The following is a 13,961-nucleotide window of genomic DNA, read 5'->3' on the forward strand; positions in this document are numbered from 1 at the left end:
CGGCCCGGGGCGTTAAGTCCCGAACCGGGAGCGCCAACATGCAGATTCAGTTCAATACCGACGACAATGTCGAAGGACGCGACGCCCTGGCCCAGCAGGTCACGGCGGAAATCGAGAACGTCCTGGGCCGGTTCTCCGACCAGCTCACCCGCATCGAGGTGCATCTCAGCGACGAAAACGCCGGCAAATCTGGCGGTGCGGACAAGCGCTGCCTGATGGAAGCGCGGCCAACCGGGCGCCAGCCCATGGCCGTGACGCACCAGGCCGCGACGCTGGAGGAAGCCTATCGCGGCGCGGCGCGGAAGCTGCGGAGCATGGCCGAAAGCACCTTCGGCAAGCTGGCCGACCAGAAGGGTGCCGCCTCCATCCGCGACAATGAGCACCGCTGATGATGTTTTCCAAGGACGATCTTTGGGCGCTGCTGGATGACGCGCCGGCCACCGGCGTCTCGATCTTTCTGCCCACCCATGTGCGGGGCGCCGAGATCCGGCAGGACCCGATCCGGCTGAAGAACCTGGTGGCCGAGGCCCGGGACAAGCTGATGGAGTCCGGAACCTCGCGCCAGGATGCCGAGGCGCTTCTGGCGCCGGCCACCGCGCTGGTCGAGGATTACGAATTCTGGCAGCACCAGCGGCACGGCCTGGCCGTGTTCCTGGGCGGCGCCCAGCCGCGCTACTACAAGCTGCCAGTGGCGCTGGAAGAACAGGTGGTCGTGCGCCCCGGCTTCCACATCCGGCCGTTGCTTCCGGTGCTGGCGCGGGATGGTGCCTTTGTCGTGCTGACGATCACGGCCGATATCGTCCGGCTGTACGATGCCTCGCGCTTCAGCCTCAGTGAGGATGGCGCCGCCGCGCTGCCGCGTTCGCTGGACGAGGTGACGGGCCTGGATGACGATTACGAAAACCCGCTGCAGGCCGCGCCGGTGAACCGACCGAATATCGGGTCGGTCAGCGTGGGTAAGGCGCAGGTCTATGGCGACAGTCCGGAGGATTGGCGCAAGGGCCGCAGCGTGGAGTTCATGCGGCGCATCGCCGCGGCGCTGGAGGCGCATCTGGCGAATGATACCCGCCCGGTAGTGCTGGTGGCGGATGCCGGTGCGCAGGGTCACTTCCGCCAGCAGACCAAGCTCGGCGACCAGCTTGCGGGCGTGATCGAGACGAACCCGGAGGGCATGGATCGGGACGAACTTCACGCTGCGGCCTATGAGATCGTGCGGCCGGCCTTCGAGGCGGAGAAGCACGAGGCGGTGGAACGCGTCCAGGCCCGGCTTGGCAGTGGCGATGGCCGGGTGGCGATCAATGCCCAGGATATCCTGGAGGCCGCCGAGGCCGGGCGGGTTGATACGCTGCTGCTGGCCAAGGGCGGGGATGACGAGGCACAGGGCGATGCCTCCGAGGATCTGTACGATACCTCGGCCGTCGAGACGCTGCGCAACGGCGGCGAGGTTCGCATGCTGGCCGAGGATGCGATGCCCGAGGGCGTGCGGGCGGCGGCGCTTCTGCGCTACTGACCGCCGCCTGGCGCCACCTTAGCCGTCCAGCCGGATTCCCAGTTCCCGGATCAGCGGCCGCCACAGGGCGTTCTCCCGCTGCACGAAGTCGGCGAATTGCGCCGGGGTCCAGGGCTGGTACTCGATGCCGAGATCGGCCAGGCGCCGGGCGATATCGGCAGAGGTCATGGCGCGCACCATTTCCTGCGCCAGGCGCTCGATCACCGGGGCAGGGGTGCCGCTGGGCACGCTCATGCCCTGCCAGCCATAGGCCACAGCCTCCGCATGGCCGAGTTCGCGCAGGGTGGGGACATCGGGGAACAGGGCGCTGCGCGTCTCGCTCATCACACAAAGCGCGCGGCAGCGGCCATCCTTGATGAAGGGCGTGCCGGTGGCGGTGTCGATCACCACCACATCGACATTGCCGCCCATGAGGTCCTGCATCGCCGCCGGGCCACCGCGATAGGGCACGTGTTCCCCGGCCAGCCCGGTGCGCCGCTTCACCAATTCCATCGCCAGGTGGTGCGGGGAGGCGACGGCCGGCGTGCCATAGGTCGGCGCCCGCAGCTTGGAAGCCGCGACCAGCCCGGCGAAATCCCGCACCGGATCATCCGGCCGCACCACGATGAACAGCGGGAAGCGGCCGATGAAGCCGACGCCCGTGAAATCCCGGTCCGGATTGTAGGGCAGGCGCGAATACAGCGCCGGATTGTAGACCAGGATACCGTTGTCGACATGCATCCAGGTGTAGCCATCGGCCGGGCTGCGGGCGACGATCTCGCTGGCCAGCACCGCGCCGCCGCCGGGGCGGTTCTCCACCAGCACATTCTGGCCGAGCCGCGGGGTCATCTGCGCCGCGATCAGCCGGGCGAAGGTGTCGGAGGCACCGCCGGGCGGGTAGCCCACCACCCAGCGCAGCGGCCGCTCCGGCCAGGCCGTTTGGGCGTAGGCCCCTGGCCCGACGGCCAGCCCTGCCATGCCGATCCCCGCCAAAACCTGCCGACGCCCGACCATGCCCGCCTCCGTCCCAAGGCGCCCATCATGCGGGCTGGCGTGGCCGGCGCAACAGCAACCACGCGCCAGGTTGCCACCAGGATGCAAATTTCGCCGCGAAACCGGGCCGCGGGCGCCAGGCAAAGCGGCAAGTCCGGTCTGCCATGCGATCCGCGCGCATCCCTTGGACCCAAGTTTGACTTGATCCTGCCATGGTGCGGCACGAAGCTCTCATAATGCGCGCAATGGTCGGTATTTCCTGCTGTGTAAAAGCATTTGGCCTGTTCGGCACGCCGAACCATGCCGCCTCGGACAGTTACGTCCGCGTCTCACTCGGGCCGATCGGCGCCGTGCCGGTGCTGCTGCCCGCGGCGGGGGAGGCGCTGGTGCCGGATATCCTGCCGCGGCTGGATGGGCTGATGCTGACCGGCAGCCGGTCCAACGTGCACCCCGATTATTATGACGGCCCCGCCCATGCGGAGGGTACGCCGGAGGACCCGCAGCGGGATTCCACAACCTTGCCGCTGATCCGCGCCGCCATCGCCGCCGGCCTGCCCGTGCTGGCGATCTGCCGCGGCTTCCAGGAGCTGAACGTGGCGCTGGGCGGGTCGCTCGACCAGCGGATCCAGGACCTGCCGGGGCGGATGGACCACTCCACGCCGTCCGACCAGAAGCTGCCGGGCGTTCGGACCGGCAAGGCCCATGCGGTGCGCGTGGCCCCGGAAGGCCAGCTCGCCCGCATCTGGGCCGAGGCCGGGCTGCGCATCCGGCCGGAGGCGGTGCCGGTGAATTCGCTGCACAACCAGGGCGTCTGCCGCCTGGCGCCGCGCCTGGTGGCGGAAGCCTGGGCGCCGGATGGCACGATCGAGGCGGTGCGCGTGGCCGATGCGCCGGGCTTCGTCATGGGCGTGCAATGGCACCCGGAATATGACTGGGAACAGGATGCCCGGTCGCGCGTGATCTTCGAGGCCTTCGGCGCCGCCGCCGCCGCCTGGGCCGCGGGACGGCGGCCGGAGGCGGTTCCGGCCCAGCGCGCAGCAGCCTGAAACGGCGGCCACGCGAAATTTTTGCCGCGGCCGGTTTGGCCGCGCTATGGTGGCCGGGCCGGCCGACTACCGCCGGCGGACGAGGACCGGTTCCCCTGCCGGCTCGCCCGACCATTCCGATCGGAAGTAATCAGCGTGGCGCCCGGTCACCCCCCTGACCGGGCGCTTTGCGTTGCGGGAGGCGGCGGCATGGATGCGGAAAAGCTGGCGGCGCTGCGGGCGCGCTATGAAGCGAGTGGCGGGGCCGAGACGGAAGACCCGCTGTTCCGCCGCATCATCGAAAGCCAGTTCCAGGGCGACCGCCGCACCTGGCCCTTCGCCGGGCTCGCCACCTTCTGCGGCGCCCCCTTCCAGGCCGATGCGCTGACCGACCCGCCCGAGATCGGGCTTGTGGGCGTGCCAATGGACCTCGGCGTGACCAACCGCGCCGGTGCGCGCCTCGGCCCGCGCGCCATTCGCGGCGTGGAACGCATTGGGCCCTATGAGCCGGCCCTGCACATGGCGCCGCTGACGGAGGCCCGGGTGGCGGATATCGGCGATGTGCCGATGGCGTCCCGCTTCTCGCTGGAAACCTGCCACACGGATATCGAGAGCCATTTCAAGGCGCTGCGGGCGGCGGGCATCCGCACCGTGGCGGCTGGCGGTGACCATTCCATCAGCCTGCCGATCCTGAAGGCGCTGGGCGCCGGCCGGCCCTTGGGCATGGTGCATATCGACGCCCATGCCGATACCGGCGGCGCCTATGAGGGCACCCGCTTCCACCATGGCGGGCCGTTCCGGGAAGCGGTGCTGGAAGGCGTGCTGGACCCGGCACGCACCATCCAGATCGGCATCCGCGGCGGCGCCGGCTATCTGTGGGAATTCTCCACCGCCAGCGGCATGACACTGATTCAGATGCATGAATTCGCCGAGATGGGCCTCCCGGCGGTGCTGGAACTGGCGCGAAAAGTGGCGACGGGGCCGATCTATGTCTCCTTCGACGTGGATGCGGTGGACCCGGGTTTCGCGCCCGGCACCGGCACGCCGGAGGTGGGTGGGCTGACGCCGTTGCAGGTGCAGCAATTGCTGCGCGGCCTGGCGGGGCTGGATGTCGTGGGCGGGGACGTGGTGGAGGTGGCACCGCAATACGATGCCAGCACCGCCACCGCGCAGATCGGCGCCCAGGCGATGTTCCAGATTCTCTGCCTGCTGGTCCGGGCACCCTCCTTCCGCGGCTAAAATGGACGGAAGCCCGGCCCTTCAAAGGCCGATTCCAGCCTGTTAGACTAGGCGCCCGCGCGGTGCGGGTAGCGGTCGGCCTGTCGCCGCCAGATTTCGGGAATCCAGGTCATGAAGTTCACGGTGGACCGGGCGGTACTGCTCAAGGCGCTCGCGCATGTGCAGAGCGTGGTGGAGCGGCGCAACACCATCCCGATCCTGGCCAATGTGCTGCTGGAAGCGCGTGAGGGCGGGCTGCGCCTGACCGCGACGGACATGGAAATCGCGGTGGTCGAGGATGTGCCCGGCGTGACCGTGGCGCGCGCCGGCCGCACCACGGCGCCAGCCGCAACCCTGTTCGAGCTGGTCCGCAAGCTGCCGGACAGCGCCAAGCTGGAGCTGGACCATCCGGGCGGCGACGCGCAGATGACGCTGCGCGCCGGCCGCTTCGACGCCAAGCTCTCCGTCCTGCCGGTGGAGGATTTCCCCTCCATGACCGAGGGCAAGCTGCCGCACCGCTTCGCCATCGGCGCCGCCATGCTGCGCGGGCTGATCGACAGCACCCGCTTCGCGATCTCCACCGAGGAGACGCGCTACTACCTGAACGGCATCTACATCCACGCGACGGAGGCCGGCGGCACCAAGGTGCTGCGCGCGGTCGCCACCGATGGCCACCGGCTCGCCCGGGTCGAGGAACCGCTGCCGGATGGCGCGGACGGCATGCCGGGCGTGATCGTGCCGCGCAAGACGGTGAACGAGCTGCGCAAGCTGGCCGAGGAAGTGACGGATGAGATCGCCGTCGCACTCTCCGACACCAAGATCCGCTTCACTCTGGGCGCGGTGCAGCTGACCTCCAAGCTGATCGACGGCACCTTCCCGGAGTATGAGCGGGTGATCCCGCGCGGCAACGACAAGGTGCTGCGGGTCAAGAAGGCTGATTTCGCGAATGCGGTGGGCCGCGTCGCGGGCATCAGCAGCGAGCGCTCGCGCCCTGTGAAGCTGTCCATCGACCGCAACCACCTGCTGCTGTCCGCCGCCAGCGCCGAGCTGGGCCAGGCGCAGGAGGAGCTGGATGGCGATGTGGTAACCTACGAGCACGGTCCGCTCGAGATCGGCTTCCAGGCGCGCTACCTGAACGACATCACCGACCAGATCGCCGAGACGGTGGAGTTCCGCTTCTCCGACGGCTCCGCGCCGACCATCGTGACGGACAGCGCCAAGCCGGAAGCGCTGTACGTGCTGATGCCGATGCGCGTCTGATACGGCTTGTGGTCGGCGCCACCCGGGCCATGTCCGGGTGGCAATGACCCACATGCGCTCCCCCTCGCCCGCCGCCGACCTGCCGAAGTGGCTGGTCGGCGAATTGCGTTCCGACCATGCCGGGGAAACCGGCGCCGTGATGATCTATCGCGGCATATTGGCCTTCGCCCGCGACCCGGAGATCCGGGATTTCGCGGCGCGGCATGGCGCCACCGAACAGGGGCATCTGGACCTGCTGGAAGGGCTGCTGCCGCGGCGCCAGCATAGCGTGCTGCTGCCGATCTGGCGCGTCGCGGGCTGGCTGACCGGGGCGCTGCCGGCGCTGGCCGGCAACCGCGCGATCTACGCCACCATCGATGCGGTCGAGACCTTCGTGGATCACCACTACCAGGCGCAGATCGACCGGCTGGATGCGGAGCGCATCTTTCCCGAGATCCGCGCCATGCTGGCCCATTGCCAGGAGGAGGAGGTGGAGCACCGCGACGAGGCGCGGGAGGCCGCCGATGCGCCGCCCGGCCTGCTGCTGCGCGGCTGGTCCTGGCTGGTCGGCAATGGCTCCGCCGCCGCGGTACACGCGGCGCGGCGGATTTAGCCCTCGCGCATTCCGTGCTTTAGCTGGCCCCGGCTTGCGGGGGTTTTTGGCGCGTGGACGAGGCGTATGATGCGGTGGTGCTGGGTAGCGGCGCCGCCGGGCTGACCGCGGCCCTGACGGCCGCCGTGGCCGGGCTGCGGGTGCTGGTGCTGGAGAAAACGGACCGGGTTGGCGGCACCAGCGCCATGTCCGGCGCCGGCACCTGGATTCCGGCGAACCACCACGCGGAAGCCGCCGGCATCGCCGACAGTCCGGGGGAAGCGCTGGCCTATATCCGCGCCGCCGCGCCGGAAGGCTGGGAGGCGACCGAAGATGCGCTGTGGCGGCGGCTGGTCACGGCATCGCCTTCCATGCTGCGCTTCGTCGAGGCGCATTCGCCGCTGCGCTTCCGCCTGACGCCGGAGGGGGACCCGCTGCGCAACCTGCCCGGTGCCAAGCCGCGCGGGCGCATGCTCTCGCCCCTGCCGCTCAGCCGCTGGCGGGCGGGGCGCTTCGCCTTCCGCATTCGCCGGTCCACCATCCCGGAGATCTTCACCTATCACGAGGCGGTGGAGACGGATCTGTACCACCACCCCTATCGCACCGCGCTGAAACTGTGGCCGCGGCTCGCCTGGCGGCTGCTGGTGAACAGCCGCGGCAAGGGCACCGCGCTGATCACCGGGCTTTTGCGCGGCTGCCTGGATGCGGGGGTGCAGGTTGAGCTTTCGGCACGCGCGGTGGAGCTTCGGCAGGACGAGACCGGGGCGGTGACAGGTGTTGTGATGGAGCAAGGCGGCCGCCAGAAAACCATCCAGGCCCGGCGCGGCGTGGTCATCGCGACCGGCGGCTTCGAGTGGGATGCGGCGCTGCGTGCCGAGCATTTCCCGGGGCAGGTGGACTACCTCGGCAGCCCGCCGGGCAATGAAGGCGATGGCCACCGCATGGCGGAAGCGGCCGGCGCGGCGCTGGCGCATATGGACCAGGCGACGCTGACACCCGCCGTGCCGGTGCGGCATGAGGGGCATCTGATGGCACGCCCCGTGCCCTTCCACACCGAGGCCAACGCCATCCTGGTGAACCGCCACGGCGCGCGCTTCGTCAACGAACTGGTCTTCAACATCGGCGAGGCGATGGATGCGCGCGACGCGTCCGGCCAGCCGATCCACCTGCCCTGCTGGGTGATCGCCGATGCGCGGCTGCTGGAGCGGTTGCCGCCGGCGCGCTGGGCGGCGAAGGATGATGCCGGCTGGCTGCATCGCGCAGGCAGCGTGGCCGAACTGGCGCGCGCCATCGGCCTGGACCCGGTGGCGCTTCGGGCGACGGTCGCGCGCTACAACGCCGCCTGCGCCGCGCAGAAGGATGACGATTTCGGCCGCCCCTCCGCCGCCGATGCCGCGGCCAGTGGCGACAAGCGGCGGCGGGGCGGGCTGGAGGCGCTGGAAAAGGCACCGTTCCTGGCGATGCCGTTCAACCGATCGATCCTCGGCACCAAGGGCGGGCCGCGCACGAATGATCAGGCGGAGGTGCTGCGGCCGGATGGCAGCGTGATCGCGGGGTTGTTCGCGGCGGGAGCGTCGAGCGCCAATCCGCTTGGCACCCGCGGCGTCGGCACCGGCACCACCATCGGCCCCTACATGGCCTGGGGCCATGTGGCGGGGCTGCGGTTGGCGCAGCGGAATGCCGGCGCGTCAGCCGAAGGCGAGTGAGGGAAGCCAGGTGGCGATGCCGGGGAACAGGCACAGCAGCGCCACGCCGAGCAGCAGCGCGATCCAGTAGGGCAAGGCGGCCAGCGCCGCCTCGCCCAGCTTCACCTCGCCACCCGTGATGCCGACCAGAACGAAAAGATTCATGCCCACGGGCGGTGTCAGCATCCCCACCTCGATCATCAGCGTGACCACCACGCCGAGCCACACCGCATCGAACCCCACGCCGGTCAGCAGGGGAAAGACCAGCGGAAGGGTCATGATCATCATCGACAGGCCGTCGAAGAACATGCCCAGCAGCAGATAGACCAGCACGACGACCAGCAGCAGGACCCAGCGCGACAGGCCCCATTCCGCCACGGACGCCAGCAATTGCTGCGGCAGGCCGAGCAGGCTGATCGCCTGCGCCAGCACCAGCGCGCCGATGAAGACCATGGCGATGACCGCAAAGGTCCGTACCGTGCCGATCAGCGCCGTGCCGCAGCCGCGCCAGGTGAGGTCGCCCATGGCGAAGCCGAGCAGCAGCGCCGCCGCCACGCCCACCCCCGCGGCCTCCGTCGGCGTGGCCAGCCCGGCGAACAGGCTGCCGAGGACGGCGATGATCAACGCGATCAGCGGCAGCACGCCCGCCAGCCCGCGCAAGGCCTCCCCCAGCGCCACGCGGCGCTCCGCCGGGGCGATGGCCGGATTGCGGAGCGCGGCGACCAAAATCCAGGCCATGAACAGCCCGGCCATCATCAACCCTGGCAGCACGCCGGCCAGGAACAGCCGTCCGATCGAGGTATCGGTCAGCGCGCCGTAGATCAGTAAAGAGAGGGAGGGCGGAATCAGCAGCCCCAGCGTGCCGCCGGCCGCCAGCGTGCCCACCGTCTGCGCCCGGTCATAGCCGCGCGATTTCAGCTCCGGATAGGCGACGGAGCCCACGGCGGCCGCGACCGACATGGAACTGCCGGAGACGGCGCCGAATACCGCGCAGACCGCGATATTGGTGTGCAGCAACCCGCCCGGCAGCCGCGCGAAGATCGGCGCCAAGGCACGATAGACGCCACGCGCCAGCCCCGAGGCCACAAGCAATTCGCCCAGCAGGATGAACAGCGGAATCGCCGTCAGCGTGAACTCGTTCAGCGTGTTCCACACCGTCTGCACGCCGATACGGGTCGATCCGCCTGCGAAGAAGTGCAGGATGGCAAAGCCCGTCAGCCCCAGCGCCGCGCCGAGCACGGCACCCGACAGCACGGTGGCCGTCACCATGCCGACCAAGAATGTCCAGATCACAGATGCTGCGCCTTCTCCGCCGGCGGTGGCCGCAGCGCCGCCCAGGCGGCGATCAGCCCGGTGAAGGCCAAACCGGCCGGCGCCAGCGCAACCCACGGGCCGAGCGGCAGTCGCGCCTGTTCGCTCATCAGCGACAGCCGCCAGGTGAATTCAGCCAGGCCGTAACTCTCCCAGGCAAAGATCGCGCAGAAGGCGACCATGATGCACTGGCCGAGCACCCAGGCGATGCGCCGGCCGAGCGGCGGCAGCTTGTCCGTCAGCAGGGTCACCCGGATATTCGCGTTGCCCGCCATGGCGAAGGGCAGTGCGAGGAAGGCCAGCGCTGACAGCAGCAGCCCCGCCAATTCCTCGGTAAAGCGGAACGGCGCGGCGACGGCGTAGCGCATCACCACCGCCGCGACGACCAGCCCCAGAATCCCCGCGCAGGCCGCCGCGGAAACAGCGAGCAGCGCGCGGGAGATCGTCAGCAGGGCGCGGTCGATCCGCTCCAACTCAGTTGGCGCCTAGCGCCGACTGGATGCGGGTGCGCCAGGCGGGGCCCTGACCACCGGCCTCGCGCATCAGCGTCTCCCACGTCGCCATGGCGGCGGTGCGGATGGCCTGCTGCTCGGTCTCGGAGAAGGTCGGGTGGAAGGTCACGCCCTGGCCGCGCAGGCGTTCGCGGGAGGCTTCGTCATCCGCCGCATCCTGCGCGAAGCGGGCGCTGCGCTGTTCGATGGCGGCGGCGGAGGCCTGCAGCGCCGCGCGGTTATCCGCCGACAGCGCCCGGAACCGCGCCTGGTTGGCCAACAGGATGTAGGGCGTGGGCGGGAAGGCGAAGCCGGTGCTGGTCGCGTGCTTGGCCACTTCCTGCAGACTGATGGTGTGGACGATGCGCGGCGGGTAAAGCGCGCAATCCACCACGCCGGTCTGCATCGCGGCATACAGTTCCTGCTGCGGCACGATCTGGGCGGCGACGCCGAGCGCGCGGAAGGTTTCCACCTGCTCGCGCGAGCCGACGCGCAGCTTCACGCGCTTCAATTCCTCCAGCGTCCGCACCGGGCTGCGGCAGAAGATGGCGGCGTCCAGCAGGCCGAGCTGCATGTAGCCCACCGGCTCGATGTTCCAGCGGCGGATGCCCTGGCTCAGGCTTTCCTGCAGGGCCGGCATCACCCGCGTGAGTTCCTGCGCATTGCGGATCAGGCCGAAGACCAGGATGGAGGACATCGCCGCATCGTCGCGGCCGAGGAAGGGCGGCCAGATGAAGCTCATCTCCGGCGTCGCGCCCTGCATGGTCCGCAGCATGTCGGCATCGCGCAGGTTCATGGCATTGCCCTCAAACACGTTGAGGGTGAAGCGGCCATTCGTACGCTCCCGCAGATCCGCGGCGAGGTCCCGCACATGCTGGCTCTCGATCCGCGTCGGCGCGTAGCTGTTGTGGAAGCGCCATTCCACATTCTGGGCCTGCGCCGTGCCAGCCAGGCCGAACAGGGCGGCCATCGCGCCCAGCATCCACTTCCGCATTCTCGCCACTCCCGCCAAGGTTACGCGAACGATAGGGGGCGGAGGCCGTCGTTGACAATCGCCGGAAGGACGCCGCCCATTGTAACCATGGCAGGACAGATCGACCGGACGCGCGCGGCGCGGCTGATGCAGGCGGCGGGGCTGGATGCGCTGGTGCTGGCGGCACCGGAGAGCTTCCGGTGGGCCACGGGCGCACCTGCCGGTGTGGCGGCGAATTGGCGGCGGCTGGGGGCGGCGATCGCGGTGGTGCCGGCCGATCCGGCGCGGCCAATGGGGGCGGTGGTGAGCGATTTGTTCGCCGGGCCGGTGGAGGCAGCCGGTTGCGCGCTGCTGATCCGCCACGCCATCTGGCCCGAAGCAGCCGATCTGCGGCCCTTCCTGGATGATACGGGCGATGCCGCCGCCTGGGTGGCCCGCGCCACCGCCGCCCGCCCCCCCGGCTTCGCCCGCCCCACCACCTTCGACCGTGCCGCGGCTCTGGCCGCGCTGCAGCAGGTGCTGGCCGTGCAGGGGTTTTCCCGCGCCCGTCTGGGTGTGGAGCTTTCCGCCGTGCCGGCCGCCGATCTGCCGGCGCTGGAGGCAGCGGTCGCACCGGCCAGCCTGCACGATGCCTCCCTGCTGGTGGAACGGCTGCGCGCCCACAAATCCCCCGCCGAGATCGCCTGGCTGCGGGAGGCCGGGCTGATCACCGAGGCCGCGCTGCTGTCGCTGATCCCCGAGATCCGGGAGGGTGCGACGCGGGATGGGCTGGGGCAGCGTTTTCTCGACCTGGTGCGGCAGGTGGCGCGGGTGCGCGGCACGGGCGGCGTGACCGCCTGGGAATATGTGGGCTTCGGCGCCTCCCCCTGGGCCAGCCCAGGCGTGCTGGCGCGGGGCGATGTTGTGAAGGTGGATGTGGGCGCCGTGGTTGGCGGCTATTCGGCGGACCTCGCGCGAACCTTCACTTGTGGCCCGGCCCCGGCCCCGGCGCGCCAGGTGCATGCGGCGCTGCGGCAGGCCTTCGAGACGGGGCTGGCGATGTTTCGCCCCGGCGTCGCGCTGCGGGATATTCACGCCGCCTGCCTTGGCGCCATGCATCGGGCGGGCTTCCCGAGCTATGCGCGCGGTCATTTCGGCCATGGCCTCGGCGCCTCCATCTGGTCGGAGGAGTTTCCCTATACCGCCGCCGATAGCGACGTGGTGCTGGAGCCGGGCATGGTGATGGCCTTTGAGCTGCCCTGGTATCTGGACGGGCTCGGCGGCTTCATCGTGGAGGATATGCTGCTGGTGACGGAGACGGGGGTGGAAACACTGGCCGGCGGCGGGCTGCCGCATGCGCTGGTGGAGTTGGCGTAACCCCTACCCAGCGCGGTCGCGGTCGAGCTGCGCCAGGATCTCGGGCATCCGGTCCTGCGCCTGGGCGGACAGCGTCTCGAACAGGCTGTTGCCATGCGCGTCGATGCCGACGGTGACCGGGCCGAGGCCGTTCACCGAAAGCCGCACCAGGCGGTAATGCGCGACCAGGTCGTTCCAGGCCACCGCCTTCACGCCGGTGATGGCGCTGGAATGCAGCGGCGCGCCGCCGCCGAGGAAGGAGAGGTAGACGCAGCCCACCTCCTGCATCGCCTCCCGGCACGCCGCATCCAGCCCGCCCTTGCCGCCCACCGCCGTCAGCCCGAAATGGCGGATCAGCCGCGGCATGATCGGGTTGAAGCGGGTGCTGGTGGTGGGGTTCATGTACAGCACCTCCAGCCCGCCATCCGCCGTGTCCTGGCTGTAGCTGCCGAGATGCAGCAGGGACCCGTCGCGGATATCGATCGGCGGGTCGCGCCCCTCATCCGCGCAGGCCAGGATGCGGTGATGCGTGGGCAGGCCGGCGGTGATGGTGATCTCGCCATCCAGCAGCACCATGTCGCCGGCGCGCAGGCTGCGGGCATCCTCCCGCGTCATCGGCATGCGGATGCGGCGATACTCGCTCATTCCATCGATCCCACGAATGGTCATTCGATGCGCTCCACACTGCCATCCGCATGGATGCGCGCTCGGGTGCGGCGGTTGATCCAGCAGTTGAAGCAGACCGCGACGGGCGTGTAGCCATGGCCCGCGCTGTAATCGACATGCACGGCGAGCGCCGTGGTGTCGCCGCCCGTGCCCATCGGGCCGAAGCCGGTGGCGTTCACAGCGCGCAGCAGCCTTTCCTCCATCGCCGCCAGCACCGGTTCCGGGTTGACGCTGCCGATGGCGCGGTAGGTGGCCTTGCTCGCGATCTTCGCCGCCACGTCGAAGCTGCCGCCGATGCCGACGCCGATGATCACCGGCGGGCAATGCTGCGACCCCGCCTGCATCACCGCCTTCATCACATAGGCCTCGATATCCGCCAGCGAGGGGAAGCTGAAGGTCTCTGCCTGCGCCCAGCGGCCGGAGCCGAGCGCCTTGGGCTGGCAGGCGATCTCGATCCAGTCGACGCCGGATTCCATTTCCCACGTCACGAGGGGCATGTCCTTGCCCTGGTAGCCGCGTTCATTGGTCAGCGGGTTCGTCACATGCTTCAGCAGCGGCGGCTGGATGCGCGAAACCAGTTCGGCAAAGCCCTCGGTGATGGCGGCCTTGATGTCACCTTCCCACCGCGCCTCTGCACCCAGCGTCACCCGGAACACCGGTACGCCGGCATCGGAGCAGACGAAGCGGTCCGTCTGTTCCGCCCGCAGCGCGGAGCCGAGCATGATCTCCAGCACGCGCTGCGCGCCTGCATGGGTTTCGGTGGCGCGGGCGCGGCGCAGCGCGTCCTTGGTGTCGTCCGGCACGCGGCGCAGGGACCAGTCGTATAACTGGGCCGAGAGCGTCTTCACGGCCTGCTGGGTGATCGGCATGGTGGACAGGCTATCCTTCCCCAAAAAGGTCATTATCCTGGCCTTTCCGGCATCATAGCGCGACAGGACCCGTTC

The 13,961-nt window shown here is 69.7% G+C and carries 14 protein-coding genes; 8 read left to right on the plus strand and 6 right to left on the minus strand.

Annotated features, from left to right (window positions below; all coding sequences use genetic code 11):
• Positions 1-38 precede the first annotated feature (38 nt).
• Positions 39-389: an HPF/RaiA family ribosome-associated protein gene (locus ACFHNC_RS01380; protein ID WP_437167406.1), complete on the plus strand. Its 351-nt coding sequence runs from the start codon at positions 39-41 to the stop codon at positions 387-389.
• Entirely contained in the window at positions 389-1,510 is a 1,122-nt protein-coding gene (locus ACFHNC_RS01385) for a baeRF3 domain-containing protein (protein ID WP_437167407.1), read from the plus strand. Before ACFHNC_RS01380 ends, ACFHNC_RS01385 begins: the two co-directional genes overlap by 1 nt.
• 18 nt (positions 1,511-1,528) lie before the next feature.
• On the opposite strand, the gene ACFHNC_RS01390 is transcribed toward ACFHNC_RS01385, so the two are convergent.
• A complete protein-coding gene (locus ACFHNC_RS01390; protein ID WP_437167408.1) occupies positions 1,529-2,503 on the minus strand; it encodes a Bug family tripartite tricarboxylate transporter substrate binding protein in 975 nt (324 codons plus the stop codon).
• Positions 2,504-2,718: 215 nt separating this feature from the next.
• Between ACFHNC_RS01390 and ACFHNC_RS01395 the strand changes: the two genes are divergently transcribed.
• The 5 genes from ACFHNC_RS01395 (at position 2,719) to ACFHNC_RS01415 (ending at position 8,262) form a co-directional block, all read left to right on the plus strand.
• A complete protein-coding gene (locus ACFHNC_RS01395) occupies positions 2,719-3,528 on the plus strand; it encodes a gamma-glutamyl-gamma-aminobutyrate hydrolase family protein (RefSeq protein WP_437167409.1) in 810 nt (269 codons plus the stop codon).
• 189 nt (positions 3,529-3,717) lie between these two features.
• Positions 3,718-4,746: an agmatinase gene (gene speB, locus ACFHNC_RS01400; protein WP_437167410.1), complete on the plus strand. Its 1,029-nt coding sequence runs from the start codon at positions 3,718-3,720 to the stop codon at positions 4,744-4,746.
• A gap of 111 nt (positions 4,747-4,857) precedes the next feature.
• Positions 4,858-5,985 (plus strand): DNA polymerase III subunit beta, encoded by a 1,128-nt coding sequence (gene dnaN / locus ACFHNC_RS01405; protein ID WP_437167411.1) that lies wholly within the window; start codon positions 4,858-4,860, stop codon positions 5,983-5,985.
• 52 nt (positions 5,986-6,037) lie between these two features.
• Positions 6,038-6,577, plus strand: a complete 540-nt coding sequence (locus tag ACFHNC_RS01410) for a demethoxyubiquinone hydroxylase family protein (RefSeq protein WP_437167412.1) — start codon at positions 6,038-6,040, stop codon at positions 6,575-6,577.
• Positions 6,578-6,630: 53 nt separating this feature from the next.
• Positions 6,631-8,262 (plus strand): FAD-dependent oxidoreductase, encoded by a 1,632-nt coding sequence (locus ACFHNC_RS01415; protein WP_437167413.1) that lies wholly within the window; start codon positions 6,631-6,633, stop codon positions 8,260-8,262.
• Here the strand turns inward: ACFHNC_RS01415 and ACFHNC_RS01420 are convergent.
• From ACFHNC_RS01420 to ACFHNC_RS01430, 3 genes are read right to left on the minus strand one after another with little or no spacing between them, the layout of a single operon-like run.
• Positions 8,245-9,534, minus strand: coding sequence for a TRAP transporter large permease (locus tag ACFHNC_RS01420; RefSeq protein WP_437167414.1), 1,290 nt, complete (start codon positions 9,532-9,534; stop codon positions 8,245-8,247). The two genes, ACFHNC_RS01415 and ACFHNC_RS01420, sit on opposite strands and share 18 nt — an antisense overlap.
• Complete coding sequence (locus ACFHNC_RS01425) at positions 9,531-10,025, minus strand: TRAP transporter small permease (RefSeq protein WP_437167415.1); 495 nt, start codon at positions 10,023-10,025, stop codon at positions 9,531-9,533. Before ACFHNC_RS01425 ends, ACFHNC_RS01420 begins: the two co-directional genes overlap by 4 nt.
• 1 nt (position 10,026) lies before the next feature.
• Positions 10,027-11,037 (minus strand): TRAP transporter substrate-binding protein, encoded by a 1,011-nt coding sequence (locus ACFHNC_RS01430; RefSeq protein ID WP_437167416.1) that lies wholly within the window; start codon positions 11,035-11,037, stop codon positions 10,027-10,029.
• Positions 11,038-11,124: 87 nt separating this feature from the next.
• Here ACFHNC_RS01430 and ACFHNC_RS01435 point away from each other — a divergent pair, with 87 nt between their 5' ends.
• On the plus strand, positions 11,125-12,372 hold the full coding sequence (locus ACFHNC_RS01435) for a M24 family metallopeptidase (protein ID WP_437167417.1): 1,248 nt from the start codon (positions 11,125-11,127) through the stop codon (positions 12,370-12,372).
• 3 nt (positions 12,373-12,375) lie between these two features.
• On the opposite strand, the gene ACFHNC_RS01440 is transcribed toward ACFHNC_RS01435, so the two are convergent.
• Together ACFHNC_RS01440 and ACFHNC_RS01445 are read right to left on the minus strand one after the other, a co-directional pair.
• A complete protein-coding gene (locus ACFHNC_RS01440) occupies positions 12,376-12,996 on the minus strand; it encodes a fumarate hydratase C-terminal domain-containing protein (RefSeq protein ID WP_437167418.1) in 621 nt (206 codons plus the stop codon).
• Between the two features lie 20 nt (positions 12,997-13,016).
• Positions 13,017-13,919 (minus strand): fumarate hydratase, encoded by a 903-nt coding sequence (locus tag ACFHNC_RS01445; RefSeq protein ID WP_437167419.1) that lies wholly within the window; start codon positions 13,917-13,919, stop codon positions 13,017-13,019.
• Positions 13,920-13,961 lie beyond the last annotated feature (42 nt).

Source organism: Falsiroseomonas sp. E2-1-a4 (assembly GCF_051433165.1).
Classification (GTDB): Bacteria; Pseudomonadota; Alphaproteobacteria; order Acetobacterales; family Acetobacteraceae; genus Falsiroseomonas.

Bases quoted from the DNA above. Each gene is read 5' to 3' on its own strand.
- ACFHNC_RS01410 (WP_437167412.1), top strand. From the start codon at position 6,038: ATGCGCTCCCCCTCGCCCGCCGCCGACCTGCCGAAGTGGCTGGTCGGC.
- speB (WP_437167410.1), top strand. From the start codon at position 3,718: ATGGATGCGGAAAAGCTGGCGGCGCTGCGGGCGCGCTATGAAGCGAGT.
- ACFHNC_RS01385 (WP_437167407.1), top strand. From the start codon at position 389: ATGATGTTTTCCAAGGACGATCTTTGGGCGCTGCTGGATGACGCGCCG.
- dnaN (WP_437167411.1), top strand. From the start codon at position 4,858: ATGAAGTTCACGGTGGACCGGGCGGTACTGCTCAAGGCGCTCGCGCAT.
- ACFHNC_RS01395 (WP_437167409.1), top strand. From the start codon at position 2,719: ATGCGCGCAATGGTCGGTATTTCCTGCTGTGTAAAAGCATTTGGCCTG.
- ACFHNC_RS01430 (WP_437167416.1), bottom strand. From the start codon at position 11,037: ATGCGGAAGTGGATGCTGGGCGCGATGGCCGCCCTGTTCGGCCTGGCT.
- ACFHNC_RS01435 (WP_437167417.1), top strand. From the start codon at position 11,125: ATGGCAGGACAGATCGACCGGACGCGCGCGGCGCGGCTGATGCAGGCG.
- ACFHNC_RS01440 (WP_437167418.1), bottom strand. From the start codon at position 12,996: ATGAGCGAGTATCGCCGCATCCGCATGCCGATGACGCGGGAGGATGCC.
- ACFHNC_RS01445 (WP_437167419.1), bottom strand. From the start codon at position 13,919: ATGACCTTTTTGGGGAAGGATAGCCTGTCCACCATGCCGATCACCCAG.
- ACFHNC_RS01390 (WP_437167408.1), bottom strand. From the start codon at position 2,503: ATGGTCGGGCGTCGGCAGGTTTTGGCGGGGATCGGCATGGCAGGGCTG.
- ACFHNC_RS01380 (WP_437167406.1), top strand. From the start codon at position 39: ATGCAGATTCAGTTCAATACCGACGACAATGTCGAAGGACGCGACGCC.